The 19468-nt window shown below is 72.4% G+C and carries 19 protein-coding genes and 1 riboswitch; of the genes, 9 read left to right on the top strand and 10 right to left on the bottom strand.

The genetic code is table 11. The features are described 5' to 3' along the window. Positions 1-542: 542 nt before the first annotated feature. Complete coding sequence (bluB, locus tag C1A33_RS20600) at positions 543-1244, bottom strand: 5,6-dimethylbenzimidazole synthase (protein WP_101833066.1); 702 nt, start codon at positions 1242-1244, stop codon at positions 543-545. Positions 1245-1275: 31 nt separating this feature from the next. Then, positions 1276-1473, bottom strand: a riboswitch (cobalamin riboswitch). Positions 1474-1833: 360 nt separating this feature from the next. Here bluB and C1A33_RS20595 point away from each other — a divergent pair. Further along, complete coding sequence (locus C1A33_RS20595) at positions 1834-3939, top strand: serine/threonine-protein kinase (protein WP_165818496.1); 2106 nt, start codon at positions 1834-1836, stop codon at positions 3937-3939. On the opposite strand, the gene C1A33_RS20590 is transcribed toward C1A33_RS20595, so the two are convergent. After that, the gene (locus tag C1A33_RS20590) at positions 3842-4348 is read right to left on the bottom strand and encodes a VOC family protein (protein WP_101833064.1); all 507 of its coding nucleotides are present in this window, start codon (positions 4346-4348) and stop codon (positions 3842-3844) included. The two genes, C1A33_RS20595 and C1A33_RS20590, sit on opposite strands and share 98 nt — an antisense overlap. Positions 4349-4433: 85 nt before the next feature. Here C1A33_RS20590 and C1A33_RS20585 point away from each other — a divergent pair, with 85 nt between their 5' ends. Then, positions 4434-5279 carry a TetR/AcrR family transcriptional regulator gene (locus C1A33_RS20585; protein ID WP_101833063.1) on the top strand — a complete coding sequence of 282 codons (846 nt, stop codon included), beginning with the start codon at positions 4434-4436 and terminating at the stop codon, positions 5277-5279. 53 nt (positions 5280-5332) lie between these two features. On the opposite strand, the gene C1A33_RS20580 is transcribed toward C1A33_RS20585, so the two are convergent. After that, on the bottom strand, positions 5333-5680 hold the full coding sequence (locus C1A33_RS20580) for an SRPBCC family protein (RefSeq protein WP_243407765.1): 348 nt from the start codon (positions 5678-5680) through the stop codon (positions 5333-5335). A gap of 36 nt (positions 5681-5716) precedes the next feature. On the opposite strand from C1A33_RS20580, the gene C1A33_RS36835 reads away from it, so the two are divergent. Together C1A33_RS36835 and C1A33_RS20570 are read left to right on the top strand one after the other, a co-directional pair. Continuing rightward, positions 5717-6391: a MarR family winged helix-turn-helix transcriptional regulator gene (locus C1A33_RS36835; RefSeq protein WP_243407764.1), complete on the top strand. Its 675-nt coding sequence runs from the start codon at positions 5717-5719 to the stop codon at positions 6389-6391. Between the two features lie 62 nt (positions 6392-6453). Beyond that, positions 6454-6837, top strand: coding sequence for a PPOX class F420-dependent oxidoreductase (locus C1A33_RS20570; RefSeq protein ID WP_101833061.1), 384 nt, complete (start codon positions 6454-6456; stop codon positions 6835-6837). Positions 6838-6868: 31 nt separating this feature from the next. Here the strand turns inward: C1A33_RS20570 and C1A33_RS35090 are convergent, their stop codons facing one another. Both C1A33_RS35090 and C1A33_RS33795 read right to left on the bottom strand, forming a co-directional pair. Further along, the gene (locus C1A33_RS35090; RefSeq protein WP_165818495.1) at positions 6869-7039 is read right to left on the bottom strand and encodes a hypothetical protein; all 171 of its coding nucleotides are present in this window, start codon (positions 7037-7039) and stop codon (positions 6869-6871) included. Positions 7040-7204: 165 nt separating this feature from the next. Beyond that, positions 7205-8893, bottom strand: a complete 1689-nt coding sequence (locus C1A33_RS33795; protein ID WP_207770400.1) for a glycoside hydrolase family 16 protein — start codon at positions 8891-8893, stop codon at positions 7205-7207. A 402-nt stretch (positions 8894-9295) separates the two neighbouring features. Between C1A33_RS33795 and nhaA the strand changes: the two genes are divergently transcribed. Further along, on the top strand, positions 9296-10615 hold the full coding sequence (gene nhaA / locus C1A33_RS20545; RefSeq protein ID WP_101833057.1) for a Na+/H+ antiporter NhaA: 1320 nt from the start codon (positions 9296-9298) through the stop codon (positions 10613-10615). A 280-nt stretch (positions 10616-10895) separates the two neighbouring features. Here nhaA and C1A33_RS20540 read toward each other — a convergent pair whose 3' ends face one another. Both C1A33_RS20540 and C1A33_RS20535 read right to left on the bottom strand, forming a co-directional pair. Further along, positions 10896-11936 (bottom strand): cation diffusion facilitator family transporter, encoded by a 1041-nt coding sequence (locus C1A33_RS20540; protein ID WP_243407763.1) that lies wholly within the window; start codon positions 11934-11936, stop codon positions 10896-10898. Between the two features lie 557 nt (positions 11937-12493). Then, positions 12494-13513, bottom strand: coding sequence for an NAD-dependent epimerase/dehydratase family protein (locus tag C1A33_RS20535; protein WP_101833055.1), 1020 nt, complete (start codon positions 13511-13513; stop codon positions 12494-12496). A gap of 94 nt (positions 13514-13607) precedes the next feature. Between C1A33_RS20535 and C1A33_RS20530 the strand changes: the two genes are divergently transcribed. The 4 genes from C1A33_RS20530 (at position 13608) to C1A33_RS35085 (ending at position 16442) form a co-directional block, all read left to right on the top strand. Continuing rightward, positions 13608-14255, top strand: coding sequence for a TetR/AcrR family transcriptional regulator (locus tag C1A33_RS20530; protein WP_101833054.1), 648 nt, complete (start codon positions 13608-13610; stop codon positions 14253-14255). Positions 14256-14497: 242 nt separating this feature from the next. Then, entirely contained in the window at positions 14498-15415 is a 918-nt protein-coding gene (locus tag C1A33_RS20525) for an NADP-dependent oxidoreductase (protein WP_101833053.1), read from the top strand. Beyond that, entirely contained in the window at positions 15412-16278 is an 867-nt protein-coding gene (locus tag C1A33_RS20520; protein ID WP_101833052.1) for a GNAT family N-acetyltransferase, read from the top strand. Before C1A33_RS20525 ends, C1A33_RS20520 begins: the two co-directional genes overlap by 4 nt. After that, entirely contained in the window at positions 16275-16442 is a 168-nt protein-coding gene (locus tag C1A33_RS35085) for a hypothetical protein (RefSeq protein ID WP_165818493.1), read from the top strand. The genes C1A33_RS20520 and C1A33_RS35085 overlap by 4 nt, the downstream gene beginning before the upstream one ends. A 111-nt stretch (positions 16443-16553) precedes the next feature. Here C1A33_RS35085 and C1A33_RS20515 read toward each other — a convergent pair whose 3' ends face one another. From C1A33_RS20515 to C1A33_RS20505, 3 genes are all read right to left on the bottom strand, one after another. Then, a complete protein-coding gene (locus C1A33_RS20515) occupies positions 16554-17261 on the bottom strand; it encodes a metal-dependent hydrolase (RefSeq protein ID WP_101833051.1) in 708 nt (235 codons plus the stop codon). A gap of 211 nt (positions 17262-17472) precedes the next feature. Beyond that, on the bottom strand, positions 17473-18669 hold the full coding sequence (locus C1A33_RS20510; RefSeq protein WP_243407762.1) for an ISAs1 family transposase: 1197 nt from the start codon (positions 18667-18669) through the stop codon (positions 17473-17475). Between the two features lie 112 nt (positions 18670-18781). After that, positions 18782-19468: an MAE_28990/MAE_18760 family HEPN-like nuclease gene (locus tag C1A33_RS20505; protein ID WP_101833050.1), complete on the bottom strand. Its 687-nt coding sequence runs from the start codon at positions 19466-19468 to the stop codon at positions 18782-18784.

Here is a 19468-nt window from a genome sequence, read left to right as displayed (position 1 = left end):
CCGCCCCGTCACCCCACCGGCGCCGTCCCTGGCCGGCCGTCGGACATGCCGCCGCCCCGCGGGGATGTCCCGCGACCCGGACCCGATTCCCGTCCCACCGGCCAGCCTCCCCGTCAGCGCGTGACATGACCTCACCGGCGCGCGGCGCGTTCTCACCGGCGCGCGGCGGATTCTCCCTCTCCCCACATTTCGCGCCCGCGTCCCCTCTCCCGCGCCGACTCCGCCAGATGGCCTGGCATCACCCTGCCGGGTAACTCCGGTTCGGCGCTGCCGCCGGGCGGATCGGCCGTCGATGTCCGAGGCCAGAATGCAGCACGCACGCGGGCGCGCGGACCGGCGCGACTATGGTTCTGCTCACCGGGGGATGGCGGCGCCCGCCCCCGTCGGGAATGCGGCGCGCCCGCACGGCCGTCGCCCTGCACTGACGCGGCCCGCCCATGCGGTGCGCCCGCCCGCCACACGGCGCGTCCGCGCTCGTCGCCGCCCGGCCGGGCGCGCCCGATCAGGCCGCGCGCCGCCCGACCGGGCGTCCCACCTCCGGGTCAGTCCCGGCCGCAGGCCGTCCCCGCCGATGCCGGTTCGCCGCGTGCCCCCCACCGCTCGGCGTGCACGACGTCGGCCAGCGGGCGGCGCCGGGCCCATCCATGCCGTTCCAGGTCGGGCCGAGCGGCGAGCCGCGTCACCGGCCCGAGGCACAGCCAGGCGACCGGTCGGATCCCGGCCGGGATGCCGAGCAGGTCCCGCACGAACTCCTCCCGGTAGAACGACACCCAGCCCACGCCGAGCCCCTCGGCGGTCGCGGCGAGCCACAGGTTCTGCACCGCCAGGCACACGGAGTACAGGCCCGCGTCGGCGATGGCGTGCCGGCCGAGCACCGCCGGCCCGCCGCGCGCCGGGTCATAGGTCACGACCAGCGACAGGGACGACGTGAGCACCCCGTCGATGCGGATCCGGGCGAACCGCTCGGCCCGTTCCCCCGTCAACGTGTCCGCGAACACCGCCCGTTCCCGCTGGACGTGACGGTGGAAGGCTCGCCGGGTCCCGCCGTCGATGATCTGGACGAAGTCCCAGGGCTGGCTGAGCCCCACACTCGGCGCGGCGTGCGCGGCGGCGAGGATGCGGGTGAGCACCTCGGCCGCGACCGGCGCGCCGGTGAACTCGCCGCGCACATCCCGGCGGCGGTGTACCAGCTCGTACAGCGCGGCACGCCGCAGGTGGTCATCCAGATCATGGTGGACGGGCATGGCAGGCTCCCGCTGTCGGGCCGCCCTGGACGGGCGGCGTCGAGGCGGGGCCGGTCTTCGGACTTCCGGATCGACGTCGTACCGTCCGCCTTCCCAGGCCGGTCAGGCCCAGTGGCCGCGCGTGCGCGCGTGGACGGCGACTCCCCGGTCACCGCGGCGGGCCCGTGCCGGACTCCCACCGGCTTCCCGATTCTCCCCGGTCACCCGGGGCACCCCGCGAACATCGCCACCCAGCACCGTACCCTCCGATCACCCGCGCCGGCCCCACCACCCGCATTCCGGCGCCTCGCGAAATCCCGGGTGGCGGCCGGCCTCCTCGTGACGGGCTTTTCTCTCCGGTATGGTCATGGCCCACGCTGGACGTCCCGGCAGGGGCACGATCCGGTCGCGTCCTGGTGGGGAACAAGGCGTCGGGGAGAATGGTGACAGGCATCGGCACGCGGGTATCCGAACGTCAGGCCGGGGATACCCGGCGGCCCTGCAGCGCCGACCGCCCGATGCGGACCTCTCCGGCGACCCCGCGTCAGCCACGCCCTGGCCAGCCATTCCGCACCCGGTGGAAATGTCACTTTTCGTGCGGGCAGCAGGGATGAGCGAGCCGTCCTTCCCGGCGCCGCTGCTCCCCGGCGAGCCCCTGCGGCCGTTCGATCCGAGGTGGATCGGGGAGTACGAGGTGCTGCGGGTCCTCGGCGAAGGCGGGATGGGGACCGTCTACTACGCCGTCACCAGCCGCGGCACACCCGTGGCGGTGAAGGTCATCCGGGCTGAATACGTCGCCGACCCCGGTTTCCGGGACCGATTCCTTCGGGAGATCCGGAACGCGCAGCGGGTCGACCCGTTCTGCACCGCCGCCGTGATCGACGTCAGCACCGGGGACACTCCCTTTCTCGCCACGGAGTACGTCGACGGGCCGGACCTGCGCCGCCAGGTGACCGAGGGCGAGACGCTGTCGGGAAACGACACGAAGCGGTTCGCGATCGGCGTCGCGACCGCGTTGCGCGCCATTCACCACGCCGGCATCGTGCATCGCGATCTCAAGCCCGGAAACGTCCTGCTCGCGCTGCACGGACCCCGGGTCATCGACTTCGGCGTGGCCTCGGCCCTGCTCGGGCGGGACACCGGCGACGTCCGGACCGAGCCGGCCGTCCCCCAGTGGCTCACCCCCGCGTTCATGGCTCCCGAGCAGGCGCAGCTCGCCCTGCACGGAGGCCAGGTCGAGATCACCTACGCCGCGGACATCTTCGCCTGGGCCGGCGTGGTGGTCTACGCGGCGACGGGTCGCACGCCCTTCGGGGACGGGGGCTTCGCGGACATGGCGTCCCGGGTGCGCTTCGACCCGCCGGATCTGCGCGAGCTGCCGGCGGATCTCGAGCCGATCGTCTCCCGGGCCCTGCACAAGGATCCCGCGCGGCGGCCGACCGCGCGGCAGCTGCTGTCGAGCCTGCTCGGCGACGACGAACCCGATCCGGTGCGGGCCGGCGACGCCGAGGCCCGGCGCGGCTGGGAGACCACCGTCGTCGTGGGCCTACCGGCCGCGGCCGGGCAGCCCGACGCCCCCGGCACGCACGCCGGGACCGGGGACGCCGGCACCGACACGGCGTCCCCGCCGCCGAGGCCACGGCGAGCCGGCCTGCTCGTCGCGACGGCCGCCGGCGCGGCCGTCGCCGTCCTCGCGGCCGTCCTGTGGCTCGCGCTCAAGCCGCAGGCGGGCGCGCGGCTGGGCGCCTGTCCCACCGTCACCCTCCAGACGGGACAGGCGAACACGCCCTACTACAACTACGGCACCGTGCTGAAACGACACATCGAGGCCCGGTATCCGGGCACCACCGTGAACGTGGCGGCCACCAACGGCACCGCGGACAACCTGAACCGTCTGCAGGACGGCGCGAGCTCCCTCTGCGTCATGGCGGTCAGCCAGCTGAACACCACGGTGGACGCGCGGTTCGGCGTCAACCAGTTCGACAACGAGCCGCTTGACGCCCTGCGCACCGTGGGACCGCTGTGGCTCGACCTGGTCCACCTGATGGTGCGCGAGGATGCTCCCGTCACCAGCGCGGCGCAGCTGTGTGGCAGGCGCGTCTCCAGCGGCCTGCTGAACTCGGGCAGCCGGCAGATCGGCGAGGTGCTGATCAGGAACGTCCTGAGCTGCCCGGTCACCATCGAGCCCAAGGGCCTCGACAGCAGCCTGGACGACCTGCGCACCGGGCGGATCGACGCCGTGCTGTGGGCGGGTGGCGCGCCGACCCCGCAGATCACCAGGGCGATCGGGGCCGGCCTTCGCCTGCGGATGCTGCCGCTGGCGGACTATCTGGCCCCGATGGCGCGTAACTGGGACGACTACTACCGGCCCCTGCTCGGGACCCGGTTCGTGGCGGGAGGCGTCTACGAGACCGCGACGATCACATCGCGGGACTACCCCGGCGTCGGACAGGTCCCCACTGTGGGCGCGCCGAACGGCCTGGTCGTCAACCAGAGCGCCGACCCTGCTCTGGTCGCCTTCACGGCCCGCGATCTCGTCGAGCACCGCGCGGACTTCGAGGGCGCCCTGTGGGGCGACGACTCCGACGGCCGGCACTTCGAGACGGCGAACCGGGCCATCACGACCAGCTCGGTCTACTGTCTGATCCCCCTCGCCCCCGAGGCCGCGCGTTACTACGCCGGCATCGGAATCCAGCCCGCCTGCGACCGCCACTGACCCGAGCCGCCGGATCCCCGGCCGGTTCGCCCGTCCCGTTCCAGTCGACGAGCTGGACGATGACGCCGTTGGGGTCGCGGACCTGGAACGCCCGCTCCCCCCACTCCTCCTCGGTCAGCGGCATCGTGATCGCCACACCCTCGGCCCGCAGCCGCGCGAGCTCGCCCTCCAGGTCCTCGACGACGAAGGCGAGGATCAGGCCCCGCGCGTGATCCTCACGCTGGTCGGCAGGCAGCGTGGCCAGGCCGCGGCGTAGGAAGACGACGTTCACCCCGGCGTCGTCGCGGGCCAGCGAGGCGAAGCCGTCCGCCGCCATCCGCTCGGTGAACCCGAAATGCCGGGCGAGGAAGCCCGACGACGCCGCCACGTCGTCGACGTTCAACGAGACCGCGGACGAACTGATCTTCACATGAACCCCCACGAGAGCCATCGACCAAAATGACGTACGCCGTACAGGATACATCGTACAGAGTTCTGTCGACGATGATGACCAGGTGGTCGACGAACGTTCGAGTGCCGGCGACCCGGCACGCACCCTGGAACTGCTGTGGGGCACGGCACCCGCGGGCCCCCGCCGCGGTCCGGCCCGCGGGCTGACGCTCGCGACCGTGATCGACGCGGCCGTCGCGCTGGCCGACCGCGAGGGGCTGGCCGCCGTCACCATGCGGGCACTCGCGCGCCTGCTCGGCGTGGTGCCGATGACCCTCTACACCTACGTGCCGGGAAAGGCCGAGCTGCTCGATCTCATGCTGGACGCCGTCTACGCCCGGATGCCCCGCACCGACACCGCGGGAGCGGGGTGGCGGGAACGGCTCGCCGCCGTCGCGGAGGAGAACCGGGAGCTGTTCCGCACACACCCGTGGGCCGCCGAGGTCTCCACGCTGCGCCCGCCGCTGGGCCCCGGCCTCATGGCGAAGTACGAGCACGAGCTGTCCGCCCTCGACGGCCTCGGCCTCACCGACGTCGAGATGGACGACTGCCTGACCTACCTGCTGACCTTCGTGCAGGCGAACGCGCGGTCGGCGAACCAGAAGGCGACGACGATCGCCGCCGAGCAGGACGGGCGCGACGACGCCCGCTGGTGGGCCCGGGTCGGCCCCCTGCTCGCCCGAGTGCTCGACGAGCAAAGCTATCCCCTGGCCAGCCGGGTGGGCGCCGCCGCCGGCGAGGCCCACGGCAGCGCCCACGATCCCGACCACGCCTACCGCTTCGGTCTGACCCGCGTCCTCGACGGCCTGGCAACCCTCGTCGAGCGCGACGTTCCACAGCCAACCGCCCGGTACGCGGACGATGCGCCTTCCCACGCGTCACCGCCACCACCGGCTCCGCGACCCACCTGAACGGCCCCCTGCTCACCCGGGCCCCGGGCCCGGATTCGCGCGCCAGGCGCCGCCTACTGGCCGAAGGAGTAGCGCAGACGCGCGTTGATGAGCTCGTTCATCCGCCAGCGCAGCCCGCCGACGACCTCGGGCGCGGGCTCGTCCGGGGCCAGCAGTGTCCAGCGCAGACTCGTCCCCTGGCCCGCGGGCTCCAGGTCGAACCGGATGACGTAGCCCGGACGGTTGGTCCACAGCGACGACCAGACGACCAGGTGCGGCCGGTCCGCCTCGATCACCCGGGGCGGGACCTCGCCCCTGTGAGGGATCAGCCACACCCGCCGGGGGTCGCGGTTCGGCGTGGTCAGCGCCTCCCAGACCACCCAGGGGGGAGGCGGCTGCCCCCGGCGGCGCGACCCAATCACATGCACAGAACGTAACGGTAGTGGCGATGTGCGTGGGTGTCGACGCGTTTTCCGCCGACCCGAGCCGATCCCGGCGCCTTCCACCAGGCCCGGCCGCCGCTCGGTCGCACGCCATGGTGGGCACCGGCCCGTCCGGCTGGCGACGCCGCGGGCGCGACCCGGCTGCCAGGCCGGTGGCAGGCTGGAGCGGTGCAGGAGGCGAGCAGGACGACCAGTGCGGCGCCGTCGGCGGCGGATCCGTTCGTCGACGATCCCGACGGCCGGCCCGGTCTGGCGATCAAGCAGGCCGAGCAGGCCCTCATGCGGGAGAAGACCCGTGTACTGCGGGCGTTCGGCCTGTCCGTTCCCCAGTACGCGGCGATGCTGTCGCTGTCGCGGGCGCGGGAGGGGGGCACGTCCGGCGCGCAGCTGGCCCGGCGCTGCGGGGTGACACCGCAGGCGATGGCGAGCCTGCTGGCGATCCTGGAGGGTCGGGGGCTGGTGTCCCGCGGCGGTTCGCCCGTCCACGCGAAGGTCCAGCTCGCCCAGCTCACCGAGGCCGGCCGGGAGCTGGTGAGCGCCGCCGACGCGGCGGCCGTGGCCGTCGAGCGCCGGCTCGCGGACGCCTTCACCGACGCCGAGCTGGCCACCCTGCGCACGCTGCTCGCACGGGCGACGGCCGTCCTGTCCACCTACGCCGCGACCGACGCCACGCCGATATCAAGCCTCTGATACGTATCAAGCCCTTGATATAGGCTCGCGGTCGTTCGCTCCCCCGACGGCCGAGGAGTCGCATGACCATCCCCGACAGCCACCGCGACCTGCTCGAACGGCCGCTGTTCGGCCACCTGGCCCAGCTGCGACCGGACGGGCGCCTGCAGTCGAACCCGGTCTGGTTTCGCTGGGACGGCACCCACCTGCGCCTGACCACGACCAGTGACCGCCAGAAGGGGCGCAACGCCGTCGCCGACCCGCGCGTCGCCCTGTCCGTGCACGACCCCGACCAGCCGTACCGCTATCTGGAGGTGCGCGGCGAGGTCGAGGCGATCGAGCCCGATCCTGACGGCGCGTTCTTCGACGTCCTCGCCCGCCGCTACCAGCTGCCCTACGACGGCCTCCCCGACGCCCCGCGCCGCGTCGTCCTCGTCATCGCCCCGCACTCCGCCTCCTGGCAGTAGTCGGTCACCTGCCAGGCCATCTGACGCTGAGCTATCTCGACGACGTGCTGCTCCTCGACGTCGCCGACGACGGCGCGGGCTTCGCGACGGACACCCCGTCCCCGGCGGGACGGTACGGGCTGGCAGGGATGCGCCGCCGGGTCACCCGGGTGGCCGGCACGCTGGCCATCGAGTCGGCGCCCGGCGACGGCACGACCGTCAACCATCCTCGGCTGAGCGACCCGGACGCGCCGGGCCTCGGCCGTCCGCCGGTCGTCCGCCGTCCCTCGACGCGGCCGGTCAGTCGATCGGCACGACCCGCAGGCTTCGGGCGATCGGCTCGACGTCCACGGCACCCCGCACCCGGTCCCACCTCGTCCCGACCTCGTCAGGATCGCTGGTAGACCCGCAGGTAGTCGATGTCCATGCTGGCCGGGAACGGCGTGCTGGCGTCCACGCCGGCGCCCAGCGGCTTCCAGGTTCCGCCGACGCTGAGGTTGGCGATGACGAAGAACGGGGTGTTCTTCACCGCACCCGGGTCGGTGACGGTACGCCCCATCTTCTGGCCGTCGACGTACCAGGTCAGGCCGTCGGGCTCCCAGTCGAGACCGAAGACGTGCCAGTCGGCGGAGGCGTCGGAGATGGTCGCCTGCTGCGGTGAGCAGGGGTGCCCGCAGGCACCGCCGCCTCCACCCCAGTGCGCGGTGAAGTGATATTCGGTCGGGTTGTTCCCCGGGATCTCGAAGACGTCCATCTCGCCCGTGTCGGGCCAGCCGGCCGCGCCCTGGCCGCTGCTGACGGGCAGTTCCCACATCGACGGCCAGAATCCGTTGCCGCGGGGAATGCGCACCCGCCCCTCGTAGTAGCCGTAGGTGTACGAGAACCCGCGGTAGCCGGCGGGCGGGGTGCCAAAGGACGCCGGCCAGGGCCCGGTGCTCACCATGCCGGAGCGGATCTGCCCGTCGGCGTCACGGGTCGCGGTCAGGTGCAGCGCGCCATCCGCGACCGTGACGTTCGGGTTGTTCGTCGCCGCGGTGTTGAACACCTGCTTCTCGTCGTTCCAGGGCAGGCACAGCGCGCGGAAACTCGGGTTGCACAGCTGCCAGCGGGTCCGGTCGAGGTCGGTCCCGGTGAAGTCGTCCCCGAAGACGAGCCGCCAGCCCGCGCCGGCCGGCGGACCGGACGGCGTCGGTCCGGCCGGCGGCACGGCCGCTGACGAGCCCGCGCCTGACGCGACCGTGGCCGGCGAGGCGGACGGTGCGGGGCTGGCCGCGGGCGGTCGCGCCGTGCCCGCCGCCGACCCGCCCGGAGACGGGGATGCGGGCGGCGTCGCGCCGGGCGGCGTGGAGACGACCGCGCCCTGCGCGGCGCCCGTGGGCACCGTGACGGACAGGGTCGCCGACGCCGTGAGGAGGCCTCCGCCCTCACTGACCGCTGTACTCGCGGCCGCCGTACTCGCGGGTGTCGGGCCGGGGGGCGTCGGGCCGGCGGGCGTCGTGGTGGTGGGCGTCGGGAGCGCGGGCGTGGCGGTCGAGGCGGGCGAAGGGGTCGGGGTCGGTGGCGTCGCGCTGGCGGGTGAGGCGCCGTTGGACGGCGCGGAAGCGGTGGCGGTCACCGTGACCGGACCGCTGTAGCCACCCGGGACCAGGAAGCCCACGACGACACGCCCGTCGGCGTCGGCCGTGGCCGACGTCTCGGCGCCCAGGCCGTCGCCGACGGCGACGAGGCGCACCGCGGCCCCGACCGGGAAGTTCCGCCCGCCGACGAGCACCACGTCCTTCTGGAACAGCACCAGGGTGAGCCGCGGCGCCGTCGCGGACGCGCCGGGCAGCGCGGCGACAGCAGCGCCGTCGGGGGACGCACCCGGCACCGGGCTGGGCGCGGAAGCGACCGAGGCAGCGGGCGAGGCGATGGCGGCCGAGGCGGGCGAGGGAGAGACCGAGGGGGCGGGCGCGGAGCCGGACGGGTGGTCGGAGGTGGCCTCGGCGGCCGGAGCCACCGCGATCGCCAGCGCGAACGCCAGTGCCACCCCGGCACTCGCCTGGCGCAGAGGCGGACGACCGCCACGTCGCAGCATGGACGCATCGTAGAAGGTCCAGAACGGTACGCATCCGCGTTCACCGCATCCTCACCACCCGTTGTGTGACCGTCGTGGACGATCTGGCCGTCCTCGGCCGCTGTAGGGATCGCGCGAGGATGGCCAGTTCCTGCTGGAGGGACGGCTGTTGTTGGCCACTTTCGGTGGGCGGTCTTCTGTCGCGGTTGGCCAGATTGATCAGACTCGGCGGTCCTTGTCGTCCGTACCCGCCGGCACGGCAGGGCGGGTACGGGCTGGTCGGGGATCGGCCGTGCTGGGCGTGACCAGCCGGTTCGACCGCGATGGCGGGCATGATGATGCTGTCGCGGCTAGGGTGGCCTTGGTGCGCCGGGAAGTCTGGTCGGCAGTGTGTGACCCGACCCCTCGGTGAGGAGCGCCGTCGTGAGCCAGACCCCGCCTCGCCGGTTCAGCCTGTTCGACCGCAGGTCGTGGCCCGAGACCCGCCGGATCACCGCGATCCTTCGCAGCGAGACCATCGGTGGCGGGCTGCTGCTCGCCGCCACGGTTCTGGCCCTCGTGTGGGCGAACTCGCCCTGGTCGGACTCCTACCAGTCACTGCTGTCCTACCAGGTCGGCCCCGCCTGGGCGCACCTGAACCTCACCTTGGCCCAGTGGGCCGCCGACGGCCTGCTGGCGATCTTCTTCTTCGTCGCTGGGCTGGAACTCAAACGCGAGTTCGTCGCCGGAGACCTCCGCGACCCGCGTCGCGCCGCGGTCCCGGTCCTCGCCGCCGTCGGCGGCGTCGTCGTCCCGGCCGTGCTGTACACCCTGGTCAACCTCGGCGGCGACGCCGCACGCGGTTGGGCGATCCCGACCGCCACCGACATCGCCTTCGCACTGGCGGTACTGGCGGTCATCGGCCGGCACCTGCCATCCGCGCTGCGAACCTTCCTGCTCACCCTCGCGGTGGTCGACGACCTGCTCGCCATCGCCATCATCGCCGTCGTCTACACCCGTCACCTCTCGGTCGGCCCGCTGCTGGGCGCGCTGCTGCCGCTGGCGCTGTTCACCGTGCTGGTGCAGCGTCGAGTGCGCTCATGGTGGCTCCTGCTGCCCCTGGCCACCGTCACCTGGACGCTGGTCCACGCCTCCGGCGTACACGCCACCGTCGCCGGCGTGCTGCTGGGCTTCGCCGTGCCCGTGCAACGCAGCACCCGCACCGGCCGGACGGACGCGGGACCAGGACTGGCCGAGCACTTCGAGCACCGCTTCCGACCCCTCTCAGCCGGGGTGGCGGTGCCCATCTTCGCGTTCTTCTCCGCCGGAGTCACCCTCGGCGGCCTGAGCGGACTCACCGACGCCCTGACCGACCGCGCCGCCCTTGGCGTCGTGCTCGGTCTCGTCGTCGGCAAGCCTCTGGGGATCATCGCCGTCACCTACCTGGTGGCCCGCTTCACCCGCGCCACCCTCGCCGACGGGCTGGCCTGGGTCGACGTCCTCGGTCTTTCGGTCCTGGCCGGTATCGGATTCACCGTCTCCCTGCTCATCGGTGAACTGGCCTTCGGCACCGGCAGCGCACGTGACGATCATGTCAAGATCGCTGTCCTGACCGGTTCCTTGACCGCCGCCCTGCTGGCCACCGTGGCGCTCCGTCTCCGCAACCGTGTCTACCGACGGATACACGAAGCAGAAACCGCCGACCGCGACCACGACGGCATCCCCGACGTCTACCAGGACCTGACCCGCCCGGCAGTCGACTGAACCAACCCACGGCACACCGTCCGTCCGGATGCCGAAACGTGGCCCGGCTGACGGCAGCAACAGAACCGCCTCCAACCCACCCGACACTTTCCGTGAACCGGCCAACCATTCCGACTGTTGGCCATCTACTGGCCAACAGCCACAGCGCTCAGCTACGAGGAGTCCGCGCCTATTTGAGCAGAAGCCCTGGGGGTGCTGTCGGGAAGTTGAGCAGTTCTGGGATGCCGCAGGTGGGACCCGATCGGGTGTGGTCGTCGCTGACCGTGAGCGGTGATGCTGGTTATGGCGCTGTTGCTGCGGTTGTGTGGTGGTGGGCGGGGCTGGTGTGGATGGTGGCGGCGGACAGTCGGCGGAGGTGGCGTAGGAGGTGGGCTTCGGCGGCATGCGCGACGTCGTGGGCGGCGGTGAGCGTCAGGTTCGCGTCGACGGTGACGTCGGCTTCCGCGCGCAGGGTGTGGCCGATCCAGCGTAGGCGCAGTTCGCGGACGGTTTCGATGCCGTCGGTGTGGAGCAGGGTGCTGGTGGCTTCGGCGACCATGTCGGGGTCGACGGCGTCCATGAGTCGGGCGCCGACGACGCGGGCGGCGGAGCGTAGGACCCCGAGGATCGCGGCGGTGATCGCCAGGCCGATGGCGGGGTCGGCCCAGTGCCAGCCCAGGGCGACGCCGGCGGCGCCGAGGAGGACCGCGAGGCTGGTGAAGCCGTCGGTGCGGGCATGCAGGCCGTCGGCCACGAGCGCGGCGGAGCCGATTTTGTGGCCGACGCGGATGCGGTAGCGGGCGACGGTCTCGTTGCCGACGAAGCCGATCAGCCCGGCGGCTGCCACCGCGGCGAGGTGGTGGATCTGCTGGGGGTGGAGCAGGCGGTCGATCGCGGCCCAGGCGGCGAGCACACTCGACAGGCTGATCATCGCGAGGACGGCGAGGCCGGCGAGGTCTTCGGCGCGGCCGTAGCCGTAGGTGAACCGGCTGGTGGCTGGGCGGCGTGCGAGGGCGAAGGCGAGGAGCAGTGGGATCGCGGTGAGCGCGTCGGCGACGTTGTGCAGGGTGTCACCGAGCAGCGCCACTGACCCGGACAGCACGACCACGATGGCTTGCAGGATCGCGGTCAGGCCGAGACCGGCCAGGCTGATCAGAAGGGTGCGGCGGCCGGTGGTGTCGGCTTCCAACGCGTCGTCGATCTGGTCAGCGCTGTCGTGACTGTGCCCCCCGGCAAGCTCGGACAGGCGGTGGCGAAGCCGGGCCCACCGGCCGGCCGGGTGATGGTGATGCCCGTCGTCGTGCGTGTGCCCGCCGTGAGCATGCCGGTGGCCGGTGTCCATGTCTCGCGACGATAGACGAAAACGATCAATGCGGCCTGGTCGCATCTGCTACCACATCGCACCTGCTCCGACGGTGCATGCACCTGGGGCCGCTGCCCGTCGCGGCACGGGTGCGTTGTCAAAGGGTAGGCGCGGCCTTCGTTCGGCTGCGATCGAGGAGACGGAGGACGGGTTCGACATCGCGGGCCAAGTGTTCGCCGCGGGGTGTGAACGCGAAGCGCCCGTGATCGTCGGTGTGGAGCAGTGCGGCGCCGACGGTGTGTTCGAGGTGGTGGATCTGCCGTCGAAGGGCGTCGGGTGCCGAGGACGCGTGCTCGAGCGCTGGCGTCAGTGCCGTGTGTAGGGATCCCGCTGGCCAGCCTGCGCCGCACAGATGGCGTTGTTGGCCAGCCGGGCATCGACGAGGTGGCGGCTACTTGGCCGTTTTCGCTGCGACCGGCTGCCCGGCGCGGACGAGGCCGCGCCGGGTGAGGTTCGGAACAATGGCCGGTCCAGGCCGATCGCCCCGGTGTGGGGCGCTGCGGTGTCGGTTTTGACGGTCTTTCCTTTCCGCGTGTTCAGCGCCTGGGGACGGCGCCCGTCGCGAGGAGGGACTCGGCGGTCTCGATGATGGTGGTCCGCACGTCGCGGGTGGTCCAGCCGAGTTCGGCGCGTGCCCGGGCGGACGAGGTGCCGGCGGGTGTGTCGAGAAGCGGCAGCGCGAGTCGCATGGTCGGGTTGACGTGTGCGCCGAGCCGGACCGCCCAGCTGGGTATCGGCCTGCGTGGGATCTGGTAGCCGCGAGGACCGTATTCCTGGGCGAGGATCTCGGCGATGTCCGCGAGCCAGATCGGGGCGGTCGCCAGGATGTACCGGCGGCCGGCGGCCTGTGGCGTCTCGAGCGCGAGCCGGTGTGCGGTGGCGACGTCGCGCGCATCGACGGGTGCGAAGCCGAGCCGGGGCAGGGCCGGTAGCTGACGGGTGAGCAGTTGTTGGACGACGTCGATCGAGACGTTGGTCTTCGGGCTGTGGGTCGGGCCGAGGACCAGGCTCGGGTTGAGCGTGACGAGTTCGACTCCGAGCCGCTCGGCTTCGGCCCAGGCGGACCGTTCGGCGAGCGTCTTGCTCTTGGCGTACGGCTCACAGCGATCGACGACCGACCAGTCGTCTTCGGTGCGTTCCCGTCCGTCGGACAGGTCGTGCCCGCTGCGGACGGCGTCGACGGACGACGTCAGCGCGACGCGGCGGACCTGCGCGCGGCGTGCGGCTCGTAGTACGCGCAGGGTGCCGTCGACGGCGGGGCGGATCAGCTCGGCTTCGTCCTTGGGTCGGTACTTGGGGGCGGGCGAAGCGACGTGCTCGACCACCGTGACGCCGTCGGCGGCGGCGTCCCATCCAGCGTCGGTGTCGAGTGACGCCTCGACCAGGTCGAGGCGGCCATGGGTGCGTTCGGCGGCGGCTCGCAGATGGTCGACAGGCGCGCGAGACAGGTCTCGGACCGTGCCACGGACATCGAAGCCGTGGTCGAGCAGGTCGATCGCGCAGTGACCGGCGAGGAAGCCAGTCACTCCGGTGACGAGTGCCAGCGGTCGGGACATCGGCTGCTCCGGTGGTAGACATGAATATCTAAGCGATGCTCAGATGGCAGACTAAGCAGTGCTTAGATATCGGTCAAGCCGTTAGACTTCGGCCATGGGGCAGAGCGCCGACCAGCAGCCCGACGTCGACAGCCGGCCTTACCACCACGGCGCGCTACGCAGCCAGCTCCTCGCCGCGGGACTGGAGCTGGTGAAGGCTGAAGGCGTCGGGGCGCTGAGCCTGCGCAGGCTGGCCCGGGAGGCCGGGGTCAGCTCGGGCGCGCCCTATCACCACTTCGCCGACCGGGCGGAGCTGATCGCGGCGATCGTCGTCGACGGGCACGAGCTGCTGTTCACCCGGCTCGAAACCGCTCGAGCCGTCAGCTCCGACGCCGTGGCCGCGCTGCGCGAACTGCTCGTCGCCTACGCCAGCTTCGCCGTCGACCACTCCGCACACCTGCGCGTGATGCTGCGCCCCGAACTCGCCGAGCCGGACGCGCACCCGGAGGTGACGTCGGCCGGCGCTCGCCCGATCGAGCTGCTGCGGTCGATCGTCCAGGCCGCGCAGGACGAAGGCGCCGTCGCCCCCGGCGACCCAGAGCCCATGGTGCATCTGATCTGGTCGCTGGCGGTCGGCTACGTCACGCTGTGGCTCGACGGCCCTGTCGAGGCCCGCTGCGCCGCCCTCGGCACAACCGCCGACGACATGATCCGCCAGGTCGCGTCGACCGTCGAGGAACTGCTGCGACGACCACGAACCTAGCTGCGGGCACGACACCACCGCGGACGCCGAACGGAAGCGCAGCAGCCACCATCCTCCGACGCGAGTGAACTGGCCAACCATCACGACGAGTAGCCATCTCGCGCGGCGGCATATTCACCCCGGCGAGCGCTGTTGCGCCTGGATGGGTTCGCACCGCCGGTCCACGTCCTGTCGCTGACCGTGGCACGTGGTGCGCCCTGACCGGCGGACGCCGTGTCACGCGCGTGTGAAGGGATGGTGCGATGCCGAACTCGTACGTCTATACGGCGGCCGGCGGGCCCGAGGTGGAGGCGTTCGCCGATCTTCCCCGGCCGACGCCGGGCGAGGGTGAGCTGCTGGTCGCCGTGCGCGCGGCCGGGGTGAACCCGGCGGACTGGAAGCTGCGCGGCGGCTTCCGGATCCCCGGGATGTCCACCACCTACCCGATGGTGTTCGGGCTGGAGGTCGCCGGCACCGTCGTCGAGGTTGGCCCGGGCGTGGACGGGTTCGCCGTCGGCGACGACGTGTTCGGCAACCCCAGCACGGGCGGCTACGCCGAGTTCACCCTGCTGCCGGCCGCGGCCGCCGCGCGCAGGCCGGCGGCGCTGTCGTTCACCGACGCCGCGGCGCTGCCGGTCGCGGGCGGGACGGCCTACGACGGTCTCGCCCAGCTCGCCCTGCCGCCCGGCGCCACGCTGCTGGTCACCGGTGTCGGCGGCGGGGTCGGGGTCGCTGTCGCCCAGCTCGCCCGGCATGGCGGGCTGCGCGTCCTCGGTACGGCGAGCGAGGCCAAGCGGGAGTTCGTCGGGTCCCTCGGCGTCGTGCATGTCGCCTACGGGCCGGGGACGGTCGAGCGGCTGCGCGCGGCGGCCCCGGACGGTGTCGACGCCGTGTACGACCTGGTCGGCGGTGCCGCGCTGGAGGAGGCCGCCGAGTTGCTGGCCGACCGGAGCAAGCTGATCACGGCCGCGGACCGGGTCGCGGCGGCGAAACTCGGCGGAGCGGGCGTCGAGCGTGACCGTTCCGGTCGGGTCTACACGGAGCTCGCCCGCCTCGCCGTCGACGGCGTCCTGGACCCGCGGGTGAGCGCGACCTACCCGCTCTCCCAGGCGGGCGCCGCCCTGCGGGCGGTCGAGGACGGCCACGCCCAGGGCAAGATCGTGATCGAGGTCGCTCCGTGAGGGAGGACGCCGCGTCCCCCCGCGGACCGGGCGGGGACGGCGGGCCGCATCCGCTCGACAACCCGGCCCGGGCGGCCCTGCTGGGGCCGCACGCGCACCTCGCCATCCGCCGTGGCAGCGTCCTGCGCTACCCCGCCGACGTCACGCCGTTCATCGCCCTGCCCGACGAACCCGACGCCGAGACCTGGCGCGACGCGGCGGCGCTGCTCGGGCCGGGGGCGCTCCTGCCGCTCGCCGGCTTCACCGGCACGCCACCGCCGGGCTGGGAGGCCCTCGGGCACGTCCCCGGCGTCCAGATGGTCGGGGACGACGTCGCCGCCCGGCCCGATCCCGAGGCGGTCGTACTCGGCCCGGACGACGTCGCGGACATCCTCGCGCTCGTCGCGCGCACCCGCCCCGGGCCGTTCCTGCCCCGCACCATCGCGTTGGGCACCTACCTGGGCATCCGCCGCGGCGGCGAACTCGTCGCGATGGCCGGCGAACGGATGCACCCACCCGGCTGGACGGAGATCAGCGCCGTCTGCACCGACCCCGCCCACCGCGGCGAGGGCCTGGGCACCCGGCTCGTGCACGCCGTCACCGCGCTCGTCCGCGCCCGCGGCGAGACGCCGTTCCTGCACGCCACGGCGGCGAACACGACCGCCATCCGCCTCTACGAGCAGCTCGGCTTCCGGCTGCGCCGCGAGGTCGTCTTCACCGCCCTGCGCGTGCCGGGCGGCGACGGGACGGCCCCGAACCCGTTCGCCGGCCTCCACGGCGGCGACGCGTCACGCGCCGACGGCGCCCGTCCCGTGATCAGTCCTCCCCGGCAGCCGAATTCGCCCACTCGAGCACGAGGGGAAGAACAGGGCGCGGGACGGTGAAGCCGGTCGCGAGCCCGATCGTCTCGTCGTCGTACTCGGCCGAGAGCAGGTCGTCGACGCCGCCGGGGATCAGCCCGCGGTCCCGGAAGGCCGCGACGATGCGGCGCACCGGGCGGGTGAAGCCCCGCAGGCTGCGCTCCTCCCCGTACTCGCCGATCCGGTAGACCTCGTCCCGGCTGACGAAGCCCCCGAGTTCGGCGGCCCGCCGCAGGACGGCCGCCTGGACCGGGGCTTCGTCGGCGAGCCGGTCCAGGTCAGGGCCGCGGCGCGTTTGGTCAGCGCCACCAGTGGGACAGGGAGTCGCCGGCCAGGATCTGGACGGTCAGGACGGCACCCACGCAGGCCAGCAGGGGAACGACGACGAGGCGTTCGACCCGGCCGTCCGTGCGGGGCACCAGGACCGTCTCCATCCGCCAGGGCACCGGCCACAGCAGCGGGCAGCCCCGCGGGGTCAGGCAGTCGCCGAGCAGATGGGCGAGACAGCCCGCGACGACCGGGTAGGTCGCGAAGCTCATGTCCAGTCCGTGCATCCAGTAGACGGCCGCCCCGGCGAGTACGCAGTCCTTGAACCCGGACCAGAACTCGTGCCCCTCGAAGTCCAGGCCGAGGCCGCGCAGCCCGAAGCCGACGAGGACGAACAGCGCCGCCCACCAGCCGTACCGGACGTGCGTCGCCAGCTGCCCCATGGCCAGGCCCATGGCCAGGGCGAACATCAGCGAGTGGGTGGCGTGCCGGTGCCCTCCCGCGGCCCGGCTCACCCAGCGGCACATCGTGCGGGTCACGGGTCCGAGCGTCCTCGCGATACGCCCGGAGGGATGGTCGATGTCGGGCAGCAGCCCCGCGCCCGCGGCCACCACCGCCCCCGCGATGACCTGACTGGACGACAGGGACAGGGCGTGCGAGCCCCACCACTGCTCGCGGGACAGGGCTGGCACGGCCGCGAGCCACAGCACCGCACCGCTCAGCGCGTGCGTACGACCCATCACGGCAGACGAACCTTGTTGATCAGCACTCGGCGGACTCTAGCCTCCGCGACGTCACGGTCGCCGAGCAGGGGCGAGGACGGGATGTCGTCAGATGGCGCGATGGATCCCGACACGTCGGCGAGCCACGTCCACGACGACGCCGCCCGACCACCAGGTGGTCTACAGAGGAGCCGGCCGACGATAGCTCCCCTGACGAACCAGGGCGCCGTCAAAGTCCCCTTTCGCTGATCAGGGCGATGATCTGGAAGACGCGTTCGGGGTTCCGGGCGGTGGATCGCATGGCTTTGGCGATGTTTCTGTGTCCGGTGAGGCGTAACGCGCTGATGGCGGTGTCACGGGCGATCGCCCAGGCGAGGGCGGCGTTGCCGGTGCGGGCGGTGTGGCGGTCTTCGTCGAGAGTCCGGTCGCGGACGTGGTGGACGGCTTCGACGCTCCAGTGGCCGCGGGCGCGGGCGGCGAGGTGGCGGGGGTGGCCCTGTTCGGCGGCCAGGCTCGTGACCAGGTAGAACACCTCTTCGGACCAGGTCGGCTCCGCGGTGACGGTCTTCTTGCGCCGGGTCCGGCGGCGCAGTTGGACGACCTGTTTTGTGCCCCAGAAGCCGACCAGTCCCGGCGTGGTGATGGTCAGTGCCTTCAGCGAGCGGACCTCGGTCCGTCCGTGGCCCTTCTCGGAGGTCGTGACCAGGTCCGGGGTCTGGTTCCAGGGCAGCCGGGTCAGGTTCGCGTGGACGGTCGGCTGATTCAGTTTGATCACGAAAAGCCAGTGGCCGCCCCTGGCCCGGATCTTCCGGGCGAGCCGCTCGTGGCTGTGCAGCGAGTCGGCCGTGACCAGGACATCGGCCAGGTCGAGCCGGCCGGCGAGCGCCTCGACCGCGGCGATCTCGTCCCCACCGGTGATCCGTTGGTGGCCGGCTGCGATCCCGCCGTGGTGCCAGACCGCCTCGACGACCGCCTCCTGGCTCATCGCCCCCGTCTCGGTGAACGAGCGGGCGCCTTTGAGGGTCTTGCCGTCGAAGGCCAGCCCCCGCGGCCCGGCGGGCGGGTCCGCCGACGCCTGGGCCTTCGCGATCCAGCCCGAGAGCGCCCCGTCCAACGCGGCCGGATCAGCGCCCTCGACCAGGCGGCGGATCGTCCGCTCCGAGGGCACCCCACGGGCCAGCCCGAACCCCGCGAGCAGGTCGGCGGGCAGGTCGACCGCCCACTCCCAGACCGCCGCGAACGTCTGCTGACCCGCCAGCACCCCGGCGAGCCACAGCGTCAGCACCGACGCCAGCTCGAACCTGCGCCCTCGTGCCTTCCGCCGGTCACGCACCCCGCTCAGCGCGGCGAGCAGCCCGGCCGGCCGCTCGACTGCCCGAGCCGCCAGGCGGGCCCGCTGACCATCCGGAATCCGGACAGGCGACACTGGAGACACGGACGCGGCCCCACTCTTCGATGATCATGGCGTAGGAACCTCGATCATCTCGTGGGCGCCGCGTTCGCCCGTTCCCAGGGCCACCCTCACCCCGCCGTAGCCGCTACCCATCTACCAGTCCAGCCGACACGCCGATCACGACTTTGTCGGAGCCCTGCTGACGAACGGCGGCGAGAATGAGGTCGCGAATCTCCTCCATCATTTCCATGACTTCCGCGTGTAGCACGGCGAATGATCCTGGTGCCGGATACATGCTGCGACCGTGGGCAATGCCATTACGACCGTCACACAAGGTCCGGTCGATGAGCTTGTCGCGTGTTGCAAAACTCGAGACCGGAAATCCGATCGCAGTCATGATCTCAGCAAGAACCGCGTAGCGGAGATTCGATTTCGTATCGACGATGCCGCCTTTCTGGAACCGTGCACGCGCGACGGTTGGCCGCGTCACTGCCTCCACAAGGGCCGCTATGCTGCTCTCGTCTCCGCCAGCGGCACGCCTGCTTAAGGACTGGAGGACTGTCCGGACGAGATCTTCGTTGAGCTCGTCCAGGCGCAGTCGGCGTCTGGCGACAAAGTCCACATAGCACTGGCACGACTCCTTGACAAAGCCCTCCCAGTGCGCATAGAGCATTGCCACCCCGCTCCGCGCCAGCGCCCTCGCCAAAGGCGATCCGGGAGACGAGCGTTCCGCCTCGGCGATAGCCGCGCCCAGCGCCTGCAGCTCCACCCTCCGCCAGGACAGGGCGTCGTCGAGTGCGTCCTCGACCTCACCAATCGTGCGTGATGCCAC

The sequence above is a fragment of the Frankia canadensis genome (genome assembly GCF_900197875.1).
Taxonomy (GTDB): domain Bacteria; phylum Actinomycetota; class Actinomycetes; order Frankiales; family Frankiaceae; genus Frankia; species Frankia canadensis.
Note: the sequence above shows the minus strand (reverse complement) of the source record. Positions and strands in the feature narration are given on the sequence as shown.

Excerpts from the sequence above, each read along its gene's own strand:
- C1A33_RS20540 (WP_243407763.1), bottom strand. The coding sequence starts at position 11,936 with ATGGACACCGGCCACCGGCATGCTCACGGCGGGCACACGCACGACGAC.
- C1A33_RS20595 (WP_165818496.1), top strand. The coding sequence starts at position 1,834 with ATGAGCGAGCCGTCCTTCCCGGCGCCGCTGCTCCCCGGCGAGCCCCTG.
- C1A33_RS20525 (WP_101833053.1), top strand. The coding sequence starts at position 14,498 with ATGCCGAACTCGTACGTCTATACGGCGGCCGGCGGGCCCGAGGTGGAG.
- C1A33_RS20530 (WP_101833054.1), top strand. The coding sequence starts at position 13,608 with ATGGGGCAGAGCGCCGACCAGCAGCCCGACGTCGACAGCCGGCCTTAC.
- C1A33_RS20535 (WP_101833055.1), bottom strand. The coding sequence starts at position 13,513 with ATGTCCCGACCGCTGGCACTCGTCACCGGAGTGACTGGCTTCCTCGCC.
- C1A33_RS20570 (WP_101833061.1), top strand. The coding sequence starts at position 6,454 with ATGACCATCCCCGACAGCCACCGCGACCTGCTCGAACGGCCGCTGTTC.
- C1A33_RS33795 (WP_207770400.1), bottom strand. The coding sequence starts at position 8,893 with ATGCTGCGACGTGGCGGTCGTCCGCCTCTGCGCCAGGCGAGTGCCGGG.
- bluB (WP_101833066.1), bottom strand. The coding sequence starts at position 1,244 with ATGCCCGTCCACCATGATCTGGATGACCACCTGCGGCGTGCCGCGCTG.
- C1A33_RS20515 (WP_101833051.1), bottom strand. The coding sequence starts at position 17,261 with ATGGGTCGTACGCACGCGCTGAGCGGTGCGGTGCTGTGGCTCGCGGCC.